General features: G+C 69.2%; 15 protein-coding genes, 1 other RNA gene and 1 riboswitch. Of the genes, 8 read left to right on the forward strand and 8 right to left on the reverse strand.

Features of this window, described 5'->3' with window-relative positions:
* Window positions 1-9 precede the first annotated feature (9 nt).
* A complete protein-coding gene (gene mraZ / locus IC535_RS04125) occupies window positions 10-456 on the reverse strand; it encodes a division/cell wall cluster transcriptional repressor MraZ (RefSeq protein WP_259209259.1) in 447 nt (148 codons plus the stop codon).
* A 325-nt stretch (window positions 457-781) separates the two neighbouring features.
* Here mraZ and IC535_RS04130 point away from each other — a divergent pair, with 325 nt between their 5' ends.
* Both IC535_RS04130 and IC535_RS04135 read left to right on the forward strand, forming a co-directional pair.
* Window positions 782-1,543, forward strand: a complete 762-nt coding sequence (locus tag IC535_RS04130) for an NRDE family protein (RefSeq protein WP_228887678.1) — start codon at window positions 782-784, stop codon at window positions 1,541-1,543.
* A gap of 103 nt (window positions 1,544-1,646) precedes the next feature.
* Window positions 1,647-2,156 carry a DM13 domain-containing protein gene (locus IC535_RS04135; RefSeq protein ID WP_228887679.1) on the forward strand — a complete coding sequence of 170 codons (510 nt, stop codon included), beginning with the start codon at window positions 1,647-1,649 and terminating at the stop codon, window positions 2,154-2,156.
* A 504-nt stretch (window positions 2,157-2,660) separates the two neighbouring features.
* Here IC535_RS04135 and rnpB read toward each other — a convergent pair.
* An RNA gene (gene rnpB / locus IC535_RS04140) (RNase P RNA component class A) lies at window positions 2,661-3,012 on the reverse strand.
* Between the two features lie 37 nt (window positions 3,013-3,049).
* A complete protein-coding gene (rsmI, locus tag IC535_RS04145) occupies window positions 3,050-3,871 on the reverse strand; it encodes a 16S rRNA (cytidine(1402)-2'-O)-methyltransferase (RefSeq protein WP_228887680.1) in 822 nt (273 codons plus the stop codon).
* Between the two features lie 80 nt (window positions 3,872-3,951).
* Between rsmI and IC535_RS04150 the strand changes: the two genes are divergently transcribed.
* Genes IC535_RS04150 through IC535_RS04165 form a run of 4 tightly spaced genes read left to right on the forward strand, consistent with a single transcriptional unit; the run spans window position 3,952 to window position 7,988 of the window.
* Window positions 3,952-5,673, forward strand: coding sequence for a penicillin-binding protein activator (locus tag IC535_RS04150; protein WP_228887681.1), 1,722 nt, complete (start codon window positions 3,952-3,954; stop codon window positions 5,671-5,673).
* 5 nt (window positions 5,674-5,678) lie between these two features.
* Window positions 5,679-6,047, forward strand: a complete 369-nt coding sequence (locus IC535_RS04155; protein ID WP_228887682.1) for a YraN family protein — start codon at window positions 5,679-5,681, stop codon at window positions 6,045-6,047.
* A gap of 16 nt (window positions 6,048-6,063) precedes the next feature.
* Entirely contained in the window at window positions 6,064-6,603 is a 540-nt protein-coding gene (locus IC535_RS04160) for a metal-dependent hydrolase (protein WP_228887683.1), read from the forward strand.
* Window positions 6,603-7,988: an FAD-binding oxidoreductase gene (locus IC535_RS04165; RefSeq protein WP_228887684.1), complete on the forward strand. Its 1,386-nt coding sequence runs from the start codon at window positions 6,603-6,605 to the stop codon at window positions 7,986-7,988. Before IC535_RS04160 ends, IC535_RS04165 begins: the two co-directional genes overlap by 1 nt.
* A 38-nt stretch (window positions 7,989-8,026) precedes the next feature.
* Here the strand turns inward: IC535_RS04165 and thiL are convergent, their stop codons facing one another.
* The 5 genes from thiL to IC535_RS04190 all read right to left on the reverse strand — a co-directional run bounded on the left by thiL (window position 8,027) and on the right by IC535_RS04190 (window position 12,050).
* Complete coding sequence (gene thiL, locus IC535_RS04170) at window positions 8,027-8,998, reverse strand: thiamine-phosphate kinase (RefSeq protein WP_228887685.1); 972 nt, start codon at window positions 8,996-8,998, stop codon at window positions 8,027-8,029.
* Between the two features lie 206 nt (window positions 8,999-9,204).
* Complete coding sequence (gene nusB / locus IC535_RS04175; RefSeq protein WP_228887686.1) at window positions 9,205-9,684, reverse strand: transcription antitermination factor NusB; 480 nt, start codon at window positions 9,682-9,684, stop codon at window positions 9,205-9,207.
* Complete coding sequence (gene ribH / locus IC535_RS04180; protein ID WP_038690522.1) at window positions 9,681-10,148, reverse strand: 6,7-dimethyl-8-ribityllumazine synthase; 468 nt, start codon at window positions 10,146-10,148, stop codon at window positions 9,681-9,683. The genes nusB and ribH overlap by 4 nt, the downstream gene beginning before the upstream one ends.
* Before the next feature lie 175 nt (window positions 10,149-10,323).
* The gene (ribB, locus tag IC535_RS04185) at window positions 10,324-11,421 is read right to left on the reverse strand and encodes a 3,4-dihydroxy-2-butanone-4-phosphate synthase (RefSeq protein ID WP_228887687.1); all 1,098 of its coding nucleotides are present in this window, start codon (window positions 11,419-11,421) and stop codon (window positions 10,324-10,326) included.
* A complete protein-coding gene (locus IC535_RS04190; RefSeq protein WP_228887688.1) occupies window positions 11,418-12,050 on the reverse strand; it encodes a riboflavin synthase in 633 nt (210 codons plus the stop codon). Before IC535_RS04190 ends, ribB begins: the two co-directional genes overlap by 4 nt.
* A 76-nt stretch (window positions 12,051-12,126) precedes the next feature.
* Window positions 12,127-12,271, reverse strand: a riboswitch (FMN riboswitch).
* A 154-nt stretch (window positions 12,272-12,425) separates the two neighbouring features.
* On the opposite strand from IC535_RS04190, the gene IC535_RS04195 reads away from it, so the two are divergent.
* Window positions 12,426-13,064 carry an outer membrane beta-barrel protein gene (locus IC535_RS04195; protein WP_228887689.1) on the forward strand — a complete coding sequence of 213 codons (639 nt, stop codon included), beginning with the start codon at window positions 12,426-12,428 and terminating at the stop codon, window positions 13,062-13,064.
* A 902-nt stretch (window positions 13,065-13,966) separates the two neighbouring features.
* Window positions 13,967-14,848, forward strand: coding sequence for a hypothetical protein (locus tag IC535_RS04200; protein ID WP_228885659.1), 882 nt, complete (start codon window positions 13,967-13,969; stop codon window positions 14,846-14,848).
* The last annotated feature ends 3 nt before the right edge of the window (window positions 14,849-14,851 follow it).

Raw genomic sequence — 14,851 nt, forward strand, 5'->3', positions numbered from 1 at the left:
CACCCCGGCTCACAACTTCAGGTCGAGCAACCCATCGCCCAGATCCCCGTCAGACAATGTCTGCTGGATCAACGCGCGATGTGCCTGCTCGCTCCACAATTCGAATTTGTCGCCCATGCCGAGCAGAACCGCCTTCTTTTCAATACCAACGGCACCGCGGTGGCTGGCAGGAATACTGATGCGGCCGTTGCCGTCCAGCTCCAGATGCGCGGCCGAACCGACCAGCTTCTGTTGCAGCAGACGCACGACGCGCTGTGTGTTGGGCTTGGCCATGACGTCGTCGCGGACCCGTTCCCATTCCTGCTCGGCGTACAGCCACAGGCAGCCGGACTCGAAGGGGTTGTAGGTCAGGACCAGCCGGTTGTTGCTCACGCGCGCGACCAGGTCGCGATGCGCGGTGGGAACCGCCATGCGCCCTTTATCGTCAACTGTGATGGCCGTCTCGCCTTGAAACACGACGCGTGCACCTTTTCCTTCGCCCGGTGAAACATTGAACCACGAAAAACCACAAAAAACCCGGTTTTGCCTCTGTTGCCCACCTTAGCAGTGCCAATTGGGTTGTCAACAACTTTGCGAGCCGGAAATCACTTTGCGCATCAAGGGCTTGCAGCAATCTTTAGAGACTTGTTCAAGGCTTATCCACAAGTTGCTGTTTCGTCTCATTTTTTGAGATTGGGCCGAAGTTCAGTCCCGTGCAGGCGGCGTGAAACATGGCGCCGCATTCATCTGCACAGCTGTCGCCACCGGCCCGCGCCTGCGCAAACCCGGCACAATGCGGGCCATGTGCCTGCTCGCTCTTGCCTGGAAAATCCACCCGCGCTGGCAACTGGTCATGGCCGGCAACCGCGATGAGTTCCACGCCCGCCCGACCGCCCCGCTGGCGGCCTGGCCGGCCCCGGATACCGGGGTCATCGCCGGCCGCGACCTGCGCTCGGGCGGCACCTGGGCCGGGGTGGGACGGCAGGGGCGGATGGCGGTGGTCACCAATGTGCGCGACCCGCTGGCCCGCCAGACCGGCCCTTCGCGCGGTGCGCTGGTGGCGGACTACCTGCGCGGCACGGCCCCGGCGGCCGGCGTTGCCGACATCCTGGCCGCCGACGCGGCCGCCTACGCCCCGTTCAACCTGCTGCTGGCCGACGCCGACAGCTGCCAGTTCCTGGGCAACCACCCGGCGCGACGGCAGCCCTTGGCGCCGGGCATCCATGGCATGTCCAACGGGCCGCTGGACGCGCCCTGGCCGAAAACCCTGGCCTTGAACGCGGCGCTGCGCGCCTGGGTGGCGGCCGGCGAAGACGCGCTGGACCCGCTGTGGCAGGCGCTGGCCGACCCGGCCCAGGCCGCCGACCGCGACCTGCCCGATACCGGGATCGGCCTGGAACGCGAACGCTGGTTGTCGTCGGCCTTCATCACCAGCCCCGACTACGGCACCCGCGCCAGCACGGTGATCGCGCTGGATGCCCATGGCCACGGTTTCATCAGCGAACGCCGGTTCGACCCGGCTGGCACCTGCACCGGCACGACTACCCTGCCTATCGGCAACTGAATCGGCCAACGCGCGGATCGTTCCGCGCACCGGCCGCCTCTAGGGAGATGCCGACGCCTGCCGCGCCGGTGGCGCCACGCGCCTTTCCAGAGGGAATTTCCTGATGAACCGACGACTGTTGATCCTGGCCGCCACCCACGCCCTGGCCCTGGGCCTGGGTGTTGGCCTGGGCGTCTACCTGCTGCCGATCCTGACCGCCCCGGATGGCCCCTCTGCCAGCCAGGTGGACGAGGTGATGGGCAAGGCCAGCTACCGCAGCACTTTCCGGCGCGACCTCAAGGGCAGCGATGCGGTGCACTGGGCCGACGGCAAGGTCAGCGTCAGCCACGACCAGATCGCCTTCCGCGGCAACATGGGCCCCGGCCCGGATTACAAGCTGTACCTGGCCCGGGAGTTCGTCGACACCCGCAGCGATTTCCTGCGCATCAAGCAGGACGCGCAGCTGATCGGCGACGTCAGGACCTTCGAACGTTTCCTGCTGGAGGTGCCCGGCAACATCGATGTCGATGACTACACCACCGTGGTGGTCTGGTGCGAAGCCTTCAGCCAGTTCATCTCCGCCGCGCAATACCGCGACAGCGTGGCCGGTAAACCGGCGCACCGGGAAGGGTAGGTAGTGCGACAGGCCGGGTAAACCGGGGCCGGAGAAACACCCCGGCCGGGTTTGGGCCTGTTCAACGGCCGGCAATCCTGTCGGTGCGATGCCGGCGTGACCGGCGACGAAGCTGCCTTCGCCGAGGGTCATGTCGCCAACGCGATGTTCACCGTTATCGGCAGTCGACCAAGGTTCGACCCTACCAAGAGCATCAGCGCCGCCGTCGGTAGGGTTGCAGCTTGCTCAACTGCATGGAAACCACCCACGCGCGATGTTGGCATGACCGACAAACGGAGAGCAGTGCGCTGCATTTCCACCCAGGCTCATGCTGCCAACGCGATGTTCGCCATTATCGGCAGTCGACCAGAGTTCGGCCCCACCGATGTCGTCAAACCCTCTGGTGGAACAGCCCCCTTAGTAAGGGGGCGCGCCGACAGGCGCGGGGTATGGGGGCTGGTGGCGCCCCGGGGCCCAAGGTTTGCATCGCAAACCTTGGGGCTTCTTTGCAGAATGCAAAGAAAGGGGCGGAGCCGGCCGATAAGCCGGGTTTTGTCGTGGACAGTCATTCTTCTAGGCACTGCGTCACCGCAGTGCTCAAGCAACCTACCCGGACCCGACGCGGGCCACGCCATTAGGTCCCTATTTGGTCTTGCTCCAGGTGGGGTTTGCCGTGCCGGTCTGTTACCAGACTCGCGGTGCGCTCTTACCGCACCATTTCACCCTTACCGGCTCCCCGAAGGGAACGTAGGCGGTATCTTTCTGTTGCACTAGTCCGTCGGCTCGCGCCGCCCAGGCGTTACCTGGCACCTTGCCCTGTGGAGCCCGGACTTTCCTCGGCATCCGCAAGGGATGACGCGACTGTCTGGCCGACTCCGCCGTGCTCATTGTCCCACAAAACACGCCCGCGCCGGTCAACCGCCGTACAAGGCCTTGCGCGGCGCGCCGGTCAGTTCGGCGGCCAGTTTGGCCGCCGTCGACGGCGGCAGATGCTCGCTGAGCTTGGCATACAGGCGCCGGCCCTGGGCCAGCTGGGCCTCCTCGTCGCTGGCCGCGCCCTGCACCATCACCACGAATTCGCCCTTGCGCTGGTTGTCGTCGGCCTCCACCTGGCGCAGCAGCGCGGCCAGGTCGCCATCGAGCACGGTCTCAAACAGCTTGGTCAGCTCGCGCGCCAGCACCGCCGGGCGCTCGGCACCGAAGGCGGCCACCATATCGGCCAGCGATTCGACGATGCGGTGCGAGGACTCGTAGAACACCAGGGTGCGGGTCTCGCCGGCCAGGCCCTGCAGGCGCTCGCGGCGGCCGGAGGCCTTGGCCGGCAGGAAGCCTTCGAAAGTGAAACGGTCGCTGGGCAGGCCGGCTACGCTGAGCGCGGCGATCGCCGCACAGGCCCCGGGCACCGGGCTGACCCGGATGCCGGCGGCACGCGCCGCGCGCACCAGGCGGTAGCCGGGGTCGCTGACCAGCGGGGTGCCGGCATCGCTGACCAGGGCCAGCGACTCCCCGCCCAGCAGGCGGCCGACGATGCGCTGGGCCAGGGCTTCCTCGTTGTGGTCGTGCAGCGCCACCAGCGGTTGCTGGATGCCGAAATGGGCCAGCAGCTGGCCGCTGCGGCGGGTGTCCTCGGCACAGATGGCGGCCACCGAGCGCAGCACGTCCTGCGCCCGCGGCGTCAGGTCGGCCAGGTTGCCGATCGGGGTGGCAACGACATACAGCGTAGGGACAGCACTCATCGCAACGGCACTCATGGGTCAAGGGTAGAATCGTACCGTTCCCCGGCCACGGCCGCTGCCCCCATCGAATGGACCTGATCATGAACAAGCCCGCTGCACGGATCTCCGCCCTATCGTTGTCGCTGCTGCTGATGGCCGGCTGCGCCACGACGAGCCTGACCAGCGCGCCCGAATCGCCGGCCCAGGCCCAGGCGCTTGCCTTGATCGAACAGGGCAAGCCGCGCGATGCGGCCGTGCAGCTGGAAGCCCTGGCCAACACGCTCAAGGGCGGCGCGCGCAGCGCCGCACTGGCCGATGCGGCCTTTGCCTGGAACGAGGCCGGCGACAGCGCCCGCGCCCGCAGCCTGCTGACCCAGATCACCGCACGCCAGCTGGGCGGGGCCAGCCTGCAGCGTTACCAGCTGACCAGCGCCGAACTGGCCCTGGCCGACAAGCAGCCGGCGCAGGCACTAGCCCTGCTGAAGGAATCCTCCGACACGGTGGTGCCGCCGCTGCGCACCCGCTGGCAGCTGGCCCGGGCCAATGCGCTGCAGGCCACCGGCGACAACATCGGTGCCGCCCAGGAACGTGCGCGCGCGCATGCAGCGCTGGCCGGCAAGGCGCGCAGCGACAACCAGCAGGCGATCGCCAGCCTGCTCGGCAGCCTGGACGATGCCACCCTGCGCGCCCGCGCGGCCGCCCTGCCGGCCAACGAGCCGCTGTACAACTTCGCCGGCCGTGCGCTGATCGCGCGCGGCCTGCCGCTGCCGCGCCCGTTCGACCGTGACGGTGCCGCGCAGTTCGATACCAGCAAGCGCCCGCCGGCGATGAACGATGGTTACCGCCCGCCGGTCAAGCTGGCGGTGCTGTTGCCGCTCAGCGGGCGCCTGGCCACGGCCGCCCAGCCGGTCCGCGATGGCCTGCTCAGTGGCTATTACGGCGAGAACCGGCGCCGTCCGGACATCCAGTTCATCGACACCGCCGGCACCGCCGCCGGTGCCCTGGCCGCCTACGACAAGGCGGTCAGCGCCGGCGCGGACTTCATCGTCGGCCCGCTCGGCCGCGACGAGGTCGATGCGGTGTTCGGCCGCGCCCAGCTGCCGGTGCCGGTGCTGGCCCTAAACCGTGGCAAGGGCAGCCCGCCCTCGGGCAGCGCCGGGTTCTCGCTGGCGCCGGAAGACGACGGCATCATCGCCGCCGAATACCTGCGCGGCCGCGAGCGCAGCAAGGTGCTGGTGATCCACAGCAACGACGACAACGGCCGCCGCGCCGCGGCCGCCTTTGCCGAACGTTTCGCCCAGCGCGGCGGCCAAGTGCTGGCCAGGATCGCGGTCGGCGAAAGCGTCGGCGACATCGGCGCGCAGGTGCGCAATGCCGGCGCGGTCGATGGCGTGCTGTTGGCGGTGAAGGCCCCGCAGGCGCGCGCGCTGGCACCGCAGCTGGCGCTGGCCGGTGCCGGTGGCGCCACCCGCGTGGGCACCTCGCAGCTGACCATAGGCGCCGGCAAGGTGGAAGAAGACATGGCGCTGGACGGCATCGTCTATCCGAACGAAGCCTGGAACGTGCGCGGCGTGGCCGGGCTGCCGTCGGCGACCACCGCCGGGCAGATCCTGCCGTCGGCGCGCGGCGCATCGGGCCGGCTGTTCGCGTTCGGTTTCGATGCGTGGAAGATCAGCGCCTACCTGGACAAGATGGCCAACGAAGGCGGCCTGGCCGGCGCCACCGGCACCTTGTTCCTGGACAGCAACGGCAACGTGCTGCGGGTGCCGGCGTGGTCGACCTTCAGCGGCGGCCGGCCGATGCCGATCGCCAGCAGCAACTGACGGCCATGCCCAGCGAGCGGGCACGCCGCGGCGCGGCGGTGGAAACCGCCGCGCAGGCGTACCTGCGCCAGGCCGGGCTGAGCCCGATCAGCCGCAACGCGCGTTACCGCGGCGGCGAGCTGGACCTGATCATGCGCGACGGTGAAACCACGGTCTTCGTCGAAGTGCGCTACCGCGCCAGCGCCGGCTTCGGCGGAGGCGCGGCGTCGGTGGACCTGCGCAAGCGGCGCAAGCTGGTCCTGGCCGCGCAACTGTTCCTGGCCGCCCACCCGGACCTGGCCGAGCGTCCGTGCCGCTTCGATGTGATCGACGCCAGCGGCGACCCGCCGCAGCTGCACTGGCTGCGCGACGCCTTCCGGCTGGAGGATTGTTGATGGACCGCACGCCCTGATGCCCAGCATCTTCACCCATGCGGCCATTCCACTGGCGTTGTGGTGCGCGGCCGACCGCGGACGCATCTCCACGCCGCTGCTGGTTGCCGGCGTGGTCGCGGCCGTGCTGCCCGACGCCGACGTGCTGGCCTTTACCCTGCATATTCCCTACGCCGACAGCTTCGGCCATCGCGGCGCCAGCCATTCGCTGCTGTTCGCCGCGCTGCTGGCCCTGCTGGCCGCCGCCGGGCACCGCCCGCTGCGCGCCGGCGCGGTGCAGGCTGCGGCGTTCGTCGGCATCAGTGCACTGTCGCATCCGCTGCTGGATGCACTGACCTCCGGCGGGCTCGGTGTTGCGCTGTGGTGGCCATGGAGCGGCGAACGCCTGTTCGCGCCGTGGCGGCCGATCCGCGTATCGCCGTTTGCCGGGCAGTTCTTCAGCGCGCGCGGGCTGGCCACGCTGCTGTCCGAACTGCGTTGGGTGTGGCTGCCGCTGGCCGCCGCGGTGATCGGCTGGAAGCTGATCCAACCGGCCCCTGTCCCATCCCGGAATTCCTGATGACCGCTGCCCTGCCCGCCACGTTCCTCGCCGCCGTTCAGGCCCTGCTCGGCGAGGACGGCTGGCGCACCGATGACGCCGCGCTGGCCGCCGCCGCGCAGGACAACTCCTGGCGGCACCAGTTGCCGCTCGGCGTGGCGTTCCCGCGCGACCGCACCCAGGTGGTGGCGCTGGTCCGCGCCTGCCGCGCGCACCGCATCGCGCTGGTCGCGCGCGGCGCCGGCACCGGTACCACCGGTGCGGCGGTGCCGGTCGATGGCAGCATCGTGCTGTCGTTCGCGCGCATGGACCGCATCGTCGATATCCAGCCCGGCAACCGCTGCGCGGTGGTCGAGCCGGGCGTGCTCAACGGCGACCTGCAGCAGGCGCTGGCGCCGCACGGCCTGTTCTGGGCGCCGGACCCGTCCAGCGCGGAGATCTGCAGCATCGGCGGCAACCTGGCCTGCAATGCCGGCGGCCCACGCGCGGTGAAGTACGGTACCAGCCGCGACAACGTGCTGGGGCTGGTGGCGGTGACCGGCGCCGGGGAACTGATCCAGTGCGGCGGCGCCTATACCAAGGACGCCACCGGCTACGACCTGACCCACCTGCTGGTGGGCAGCGAAGGCACCCTGGCGCTGATCGTGGAAGCCACCTTGAAGCTCACCCCGCTGCCGGTGGCGCAGGCCGGCCTGCGCGTGCTGTACCGCGATGCCGATGCCGCCGCCGCGGCGGTGTCGCGGCTGATGGCGCAACCGGTGGTGCCGACCCGGCTGGAGTTCATGGATGCGCGCAGCCTGCAGCTGCTGCGCGGCAATGGTGCGCAGGTGCCCGACGCCGGCGCGATGCTGCTGGTGGAGGCCGACGGCGACCACGACACCCTCCCCTATCTGCTGCAGGCGCTGGCCAGTGCGGCCGAAGGCGAGGGCCTGCTGGCGCTGGACGTGGCGATGGAAGGGGCCGCGCGCGAAAAACTGTGGGCCGCGCGCAAGGCGCTGTCACCGGCGCTGCGCAGCATCGCCCCGGGCAAGATCAACGAGGACGTGGTGGTGCCGGTGTCGCGCATTCCCGAACTGGTCGCCGGGGTGCAGGCGCTGGCGCGGGAATTCGGCCTGACCATCGTCACCTTCGGTCATGCCGGCAACGGCAACCTGCACGTCAACATCCTCTACCACCCCGACGATGCCGACGAGAACGCACGCGCGCAGGCCGCGCTGCCGCGCATTTTCCAGCTGACCCTGGCGCTGGGCGGCACGCTGTCGGGCGAGCACGGGATCGGCCTGGCCAAGCGCGACTTCATGGCCCAGGCCTTCAGCCCGGCCACGCTGGCAGCGATGCGCGCGATCAAGCATGCGCTGGACCCGGACCATATCCTCAACCCGGGCAAGGTGCTGCCGCCGGTCTAGCGCCGCGCCGCTACGCCATCGGCTCGCGCTGCCGGCGATTACGGTGTGGGGCTGAAATGCTGGTAGCCGTCGGCGCCGGGCAGGTTGTCGCCGTGCACGCCCTGGCCGGCGGTGATCCGGCCGATCCGGGTCAGCGGCAGGGCCAGCATGTTGGCCAGTGCGTGCAACGCATCGCGCTGGTCGGCGGCGGCGGTGAAGCACAGTTCGTAGTCATCGCCACCGCGCAGCGCGCAGTCGCGCGCCTGCTCGCGGCCCAGCGCGTTGCGCAGCGCCGCCGACACCGGCAGGGTGTCCACTTCCAGCTGCGCGGCCACGCCGCTGCGCGCCACGATATGGCCCAGGTCGGCGAGCAGGCCGTCGGAGATGTCGATGGCCGCGTGCGCGTAGGCGCGCAGGCGCTGGCCGAGCTTGACCCGCGGCAGCGGGCACAGCAGGCGCTGGCGCAGCTGTTCGTGGTCGTCGGCGGCGGCGACCGCGGCAACGTCCAGCCGGCCCTGCTGCCACAGGCGCAGCGCACCGGCCGCATCGCCCAGGGTGCCGCTGACCCAGATATCGTCGCCGACCTGCGCCGCATCGCGGCGCAGCGCCTGGCCGGCGGCGACCTGGCCGATCGCGGTGACCGACAGCGACAACGGGCCGCGGGTGGTATCGCCGCCGACCAGCAGGATGTCGTGTTCGTCGGCCAGCGCGAAGAAACCGTCGGCGAAGGCGTCCACCCACGCCGCTTCGGCCGTCGGCAGCGACAGCGCCAGCGTGCACCACGCCGGCCGCGCGCCCATCGCGGCCAGGTCGGACAGGTTCACCGCCAGGGTTTTCCAGCCGATCTCGAAGGCCGGGGTTTCCGGCGGAAAATGCACGCCGCTGTTGAGCGTGTCGGCGGTCACCGCCAGCTGTTCGCCGGCGCGCGGCTGCAGCAGCGCGGCATCATCGCCGATCCCCAGCGCCACGTCGGCGCGCGCGCCGGTGCGGGCACGGATGCGGTCGATCAGCAAAAATTCGGCGAGGGACATGAGGGTTCCTGCGGGGGGCGTGTACCGATCAACGGTCGGTACCTACCGATCTCCGAAAATCCTGCAGACACCGCAGCAATGGCCGGAGGACATAGCCCCCCTTGAGTCAAGGGGGCGCGGCGGAGCCGCGGGGGCGTGGAGGCTTATGAGCCGGGGCCCGCGTTTTGCAACGCAAAACGTGGGGCGACAGCGCGAATGCGCCGTCTTTACCCCCCGTTTTCGACCTTGCGCCATTCCACCGCCGCGCGGTCCAACACCCCGTTGACGTAGGTGTGGCCGTGCTCGGAGCCAAAGCGCTTGGCCGATTCGATCGCTTCGTTGATCACCACCCGGTACGGCACGTCCAGGCGATAGCGCATTTCATAGGCGGCCACGCGCAGCGCGGCGCGCTCGATCGCGTCCACTTCCTCGATGCCGCGGTCCAGGTACGGGTCCAGTGCCTCGTCCAGGTCCTTGCGGTGCTCGAGCACGCCGTGCACCAGGGCTTCGAAATAGGCCAGATCGGCGATTTCACGGGCCTGTTCGTGGGCGAACTGCGCCACCACCGACTGCACGTTGCCACCGGAGATCTGCCAGGCGTAGATCGCCTGCAGGGCGCGGCGACGGGCGCGCGAGCGCAGCACCGGGTCGACGCCATCGCGGCGGACCGGCTTGCCGGAGGGCTTGCCCGGGGTTGACTTGTTCACGGCAACTGCTCCAGAAGATTGACCATTTCCAACGCCGTCAGTGCGGCTTCCTCACCCTTGTTGCCGTGGCTACCACCGGCGCGGGCTTCGGCATCCTCGGCCCGCTCGACCGCCAGTACGCCATTGAGCACCGGCACGCCGAAATCCAGCTGCACGCGCATCAGGCCTTCGGCGCAGCCGTCGGCGACGTGTTCGTAGTGACGGGTGTCGCCACGGATCACGCAGCCCAGGGCGATGATGGCCGCATGTTCATGCGCGGCGGCCAGACGCGCGGCGACCAGCGGCAGTTCCCAGGCGCCGGGCACCCGGATCACGTCGATGGCGGCCTCGTCGATCCCGTTGCCGGCCAGGCTCTGCCGCGCGCCGGCCACCAGCACGTCGGTGATGCGGGCGTTCCAGCGGCTGGCGAGGATGGCGAAACGGGCCTTTTCCGGAGTACGGAGATCGCCTTCGTAATGGCTCATGGTCGGCGTGGGGGTCCAAAAGGTTGATTAGTTTAACGCGGGTGGGGGCGCCAGATGACCAATGGGCCATTTCGACGAACGCATCGCCATGCGCCCGATCTCACAGGGAGCGTAGAGCCGGGCTCTGCCCGGCTGTCGCGATGGGCGGTGTTTGTCAGCCGGGCAGAGCCCGGCGCTACGGGGTAACGGTCTCCACCACTTCCAGGCCATAACCGGCCAGGCCGATCTGGCGGCGCGGGGTGCCCAGCACGCGCAGCTTGCCCAGGCCCAGGTCGGACAGGATCTGCGCACCGGCACCGTTGCGGCGCCACTGGCCCACGTCCTTGTCCTTGCCGGGGGTGACCGGGGCCGGCTGCTGGCGCAGGCGGGCCAGCAGGCTGTTGCTGTCGCGCGGGGCCGACAACACCACCATCACCCCGCGCCCGGCGGCGGCAATGGCGCGCAGGGCATCGGTGGAGGCCACCCCGAAATCGTCGCGCCGCCAGTGCAGCAGGTCGGCCAATGGATTCTCCACCTGCACCCGGACCAGGGTCGGCTCGGTATCGGGGGTGCCGCGGACCAGGGCGAAATGCAGGTCATGGACGATCCGGTCGCGGTAGGTGACCAGCGTGAACGGGCCGAATTCGGTGTCGATCTCGCGCTCGTCCACGCGCTCGACGGTCTTCTCGGTGGCCAGACGGTAGGCGATCAGGTCGGCGATCGAGCCCATCTTCAGGCCGTGCTCGCGGGCGAACACCTCCAGCTCCGGGCGGCGCGCCATGCTGCCGTCGGGGTTGAGGATTTCCACCAGCACGCCGGCCGGTTCCAGCCCGGCCAGCATGGCCAGGTCGACCCCGGCCTCGGTGTGGCCGGCGCGGGTCAGCACCCCGCCGGGCTGGGCGATCAGCGGGAAGATATGGCCCGGCTGGTGCAGGTCGGCCGGCTTGGCGTCGGGCTTGACCGCAGTACGGATGGTATGGGCGCGGTCATAGGCCGAGATGCCGGTGGTGACCCCCTCGGCGGCTTCGATGCTGACCGTGAAGTTGGTCTGGAACTGCGCGGTATTGGCCTGCACCATCGGCGCCAGGCCCAGATCGGCGGCGCGCTCGCGGGTCAGCGGCAGGCACACCAGGCCACGGCCGTGGGTGACCATGAAGTTGATGTCCGACGGCTTGACCAGCTCGGCGGCCATGATCAGGTCGCCTTCGTTCTCGCGGTCTTCGTCATCGACGATCACCACCATGCGGCCCAGGCGGATGTCTTCGAGGATCTCGGGGATGGGGGCGAAGTTCATGCGCGCGCTCCTGCACCGTGCAGCGGCTGGGCGTCGGCCGGCATGGCCAGCAGACGCTCCACATAGCGGGCGACCAGGTCGATTTCCAGGTTGACCGCATCGCCCACGGCGGTGGCGGCAAAGGCGGTGTTGGCCACGGTATGCGGGATCAGCGCGACCTCGAAGCCGGCATCGTCGACTTCGTTGACGGTCAGGCTGACCCCGTCCACGCAGATCGAGCCCTTCCTGGCGATGTAGCGCAGCAGCGCGGCCGGTGCGGCGAAGCGCCAACGTTGCGCGCGGGCATCCTCGTGCACCGACAGCACCCGGCCCAGGCCGTCGACGTGGCCGCTGACCAGGTGGCCGCCGAGGCGGTCGGTCGGGCGCATCGCGCGCTCCAGGTTGAGCACCGCGCCGTCGACCAGCTGGCCGAGCGTGGTCAGGCCCAGGGTTTCGGTCGAGGCATCGGCCTGGAAACTGGTGGCGTCATGGGCGATGACGGTCAGGCACACGCCATTGACGGCAATGCTCTCGCCCAGCTGCACGGCGTCGAACGGCAGGCTGCCGACGTTGAAGGTGAAGCGGACATCGCCGCCGATGGTGTCGCGTGCGGCCAGACGGCCGACGCCTTCGATGATTCCAGTAAACAAGGAACGTTCTCCGCGGAAAGTGAGCGAAAAACGCCGCAAGGCATAGTGGTGCACGCCGCGCGCAAAGGCCCGGCCGCACCGTCTTCTTTCATCCGGACTATACCGTCGGCTCCGGCATCGGACCGGATCTGCTGACCTTCCAGCGGGGCTGGAAGCGCTCGCGGGCTCGTGCTTGCGCACCTACCGCCGGTGGGGAATCGCACCCCGCCCTGAAGACGTTTGTGTACCGGCGAACCGGCCCGCGCATTGTATCAGGGCGAGCTGAGCGCCCGCTTTCCGTAAAAAACTTGTTAATATCCGGCCCGCGCGGCACCGATCGCCGCCCTGCCGTCCTGTCGGGCCGGCTGAAATGGACCTCACTACCCAAGGAATCCCATGCGCAAGATGCTTCTGGCCGCCGCCCTGCTGGCCGCCACTCCGTTCGCCGCCTCGGCCGCCGAGCGTGTCAGCTACACCTACGTCGAAGCCGGCTGGACCCAGATGGACACCAACGACGACGGCTTCAACGATCCGAAGGTGGACGGCGGCTACATCCGCGGCTCGTTCGACATCGGCCCGCAGGTCAATGTGTTCGGTGCGTGGTCGTACCTGTCCAAGAGCTATGACGCCAGCGTCGCCGGCTACGACGCCCGCCTCAAGCTGGAGCTGAACCAGCCGGAGCTGGGTATCGGTTACCACATGGAAATGAGCGACCGGGTCGACTTCACCGCCGACATCGCCTGGGTGCGCCAGAACGTGGAAGCCAAGCTGTCGGTCGACGGCTTCGACAGCGCCAAGGACAAGGACCACACCAACGCCGGTCGTGCCACCCTGGGCGTGCGCGGCAAGCCGTCGGTGCGTACCGAAGCGTGGGCCAAGGCCGGTTACCTGGACGGTGGCAGCGATTTCAAGGGTACCTGGGTCGGCAATGTCGGCGGCCAGATCAACTTCACCCGTACCTGGGGCCTGGTCGGCGAAGTGCAGGCCTACCGCGACGTCACCCAGTACTCGGTGGGCATGCGCGCCAGTTTCTGATCGGGCCGCAGCGGTCTTCGCTGCGCCATGATCGAACGGGCCCCGCAAGGGGCCCGTTTTTTTTGCGTCGCAGGGCGTTGTTTCGATCATTGTCATGCGTGCGATGAACGCGGCAAGGGCTATCGGCAGTCGTTCGGGAACCGACCCTACCGGCGCACGAAGGCGCCTGGTAGGGTCGAGCCTTGGTCGACTACCGGTAGCGGTGCAACGCGCGGTGGCGACATGACCGCTGAACGCAGCAGGCTCCACCGTCGTCAGGGCATCGCCTCGAGCATTGCCATGCGTGCGATGAACGCGGCAAGGCTATCGGCAGTCGTTCGGGAACCGACCCTACCGGCGCGCGAAGGCGCCTGGTACGGGTCGAACCCTGGTCGATTGTCGGTAACGGGGCAACGCGTGCGCGCGGAAGGTACCTGGTAGGGTCGAACCTTGGTCGACTGCCGGTAGCGGTGCAACGCGCGGTGGCGACATGACCACTGAACGCAGCAGGCTCCACCGTCGTCAGGGCATTGCATCGATCATTGCCATGCGTGCGATGAACGCGGCAAGGCTATCGGCAGTCGTTCGGGAACCGACCCTACCGGCGCGCGAAGGCGCCTGGTACGGGTCGAACCCTGGTCGATTGCCGGTAACGGGGCACCGCGTGTGCGCGGGGTACCTGGTAGGGTCGAACCTTGGTCGACTGCCGGTAACGGTGCAACGCGCGGTGGCGACATGACCACTGAACGCAGCAGGCTCCACCGTCGTCAGGGCATTGCATCGATCATTGCCATGCATGCGATGAACGCGGCAAGGGCCATCGGCAGTCGTTCGGGAACCGACCCTACCGGGAGGCGCACCACGGCACCGCCATGGCACGAATGCGGTAGGATTTTGCGCCCCCCCCGCATTGGACGCTGACCATGAAAACGACCTGTCTGGCACTGGCCGCCGCCCTGCTGTGCGCCCCCGCACTGGCGACCGCCGCACCGGCCACCACGCTCAGCCCCGAACAGACCTTCGACCTGTACGCACGCGTGCTGCTGGAAGACGATGCGGCCGCCGCGCGCACCCTCAACGATGCACTGCGGCCGGCCTTCGACGGCCAGGATGCGGTGACGCCCACCCCGGACGGGCTGGCTGCGGCGATGGCCGCGCCGCTGCAGGCGCTGCTGGCCAAGAGCGGCGACACCAGCGGCGGCAGCGCGGTGCCCGCCCTGCTCAGCGCCAACCTGCACAACACCCACTGCCGCGCAGACCAGGCACAGGTCCGCGACAACGCGTCGGTGGCCCGGGGCAAGATTGCCGCGGTCGGCTTCACCTGCCAGGTAACCGCGCTGGACGGCCTGCGTCCGCTGTTCGAGGCGGCCGTGCGCGAGGATTCCAGCGCCAACCTCACCCGCTTCACCGACGCTTATCTTGCCGCCCTGCGCGACGGCCCGCGGCAGGCGGTGCGTGGCAGCCTGGATCTGTATCCGGCCGGTAACGGCGCCGGTTGGCACAGCGCCAACCTGGACGATCTGGTGGCGCCGGTGGTCAACGCGCTGCTGCCGTTCGCGGTGTGGTCGCAGGAAGCCGCCGCGCTGGAGGCACCCAAGGTCACCGGCGTGCCGGGCTGCGACCTGCTGCTGCAGCAGCATCGCCAGTGCCTGGCCAGGACCGCGCCGGACCAGGTGCCCGGCGTGGACGCCATGGCCGAGGAACTCAAGGCCAAGGCCAAGGTGATGACGCCGGAGGCAATGACCCGGGAATGCAAGGCGCTGCGTTCGATGGCCGAGGCGATGTGGGGCGACGATTGCGGTTGAGGT

This window comes from Stenotrophomonas rhizophila (genome assembly GCF_020857975.1).
GTDB lineage: Bacteria > Pseudomonadota > Gammaproteobacteria > Xanthomonadales > Xanthomonadaceae > Stenotrophomonas > Stenotrophomonas rhizophila_C.

Excerpts from the sequence above, each read along its gene's own strand:
- IC535_RS04155 (WP_228887682.1), top strand. The coding sequence starts at position 5,679 with ATGCCCAGCGAGCGGGCACGCCGCGGCGCGGCGGTGGAAACCGCCGCG.
- IC535_RS04195 (WP_228887689.1), top strand. The coding sequence starts at position 12,426 with ATGCGCAAGATGCTTCTGGCCGCCGCCCTGCTGGCCGCCACTCCGTTC.
- ribB (WP_228887687.1), bottom strand. The coding sequence starts at position 11,421 with ATGAACTTCGCCCCCATCCCCGAGATCCTCGAAGACATCCGCCTGGGC.
- rsmI (WP_228887680.1), bottom strand. The coding sequence starts at position 3,871 with ATGAGTGCTGTCCCTACGCTGTATGTCGTTGCCACCCCGATCGGCAAC.
- IC535_RS04200 (WP_228885659.1), top strand. The coding sequence starts at position 13,967 with ATGAAAACGACCTGTCTGGCACTGGCCGCCGCCCTGCTGTGCGCCCCC.
- thiL (WP_228887685.1), bottom strand. The coding sequence starts at position 8,998 with ATGTCCCTCGCCGAATTTTTGCTGATCGACCGCATCCGTGCCCGCACC.
- IC535_RS04135 (WP_228887679.1), top strand. The coding sequence starts at position 1,647 with ATGAACCGACGACTGTTGATCCTGGCCGCCACCCACGCCCTGGCCCTG.
- IC535_RS04160 (WP_228887683.1), top strand. The coding sequence starts at position 6,064 with ATGCCCAGCATCTTCACCCATGCGGCCATTCCACTGGCGTTGTGGTGC.
- ribH (WP_038690522.1), bottom strand. The coding sequence starts at position 10,148 with ATGAGCCATTACGAAGGCGATCTCCGTACTCCGGAAAAGGCCCGTTTC.
- IC535_RS04165 (WP_228887684.1), top strand. The coding sequence starts at position 6,603 with ATGACCGCTGCCCTGCCCGCCACGTTCCTCGCCGCCGTTCAGGCCCTG.
- IC535_RS04150 (WP_228887681.1), top strand. The coding sequence starts at position 3,952 with ATGAACAAGCCCGCTGCACGGATCTCCGCCCTATCGTTGTCGCTGCTG.
- IC535_RS04130 (WP_228887678.1), top strand. The coding sequence starts at position 782 with ATGTGCCTGCTCGCTCTTGCCTGGAAAATCCACCCGCGCTGGCAACTG.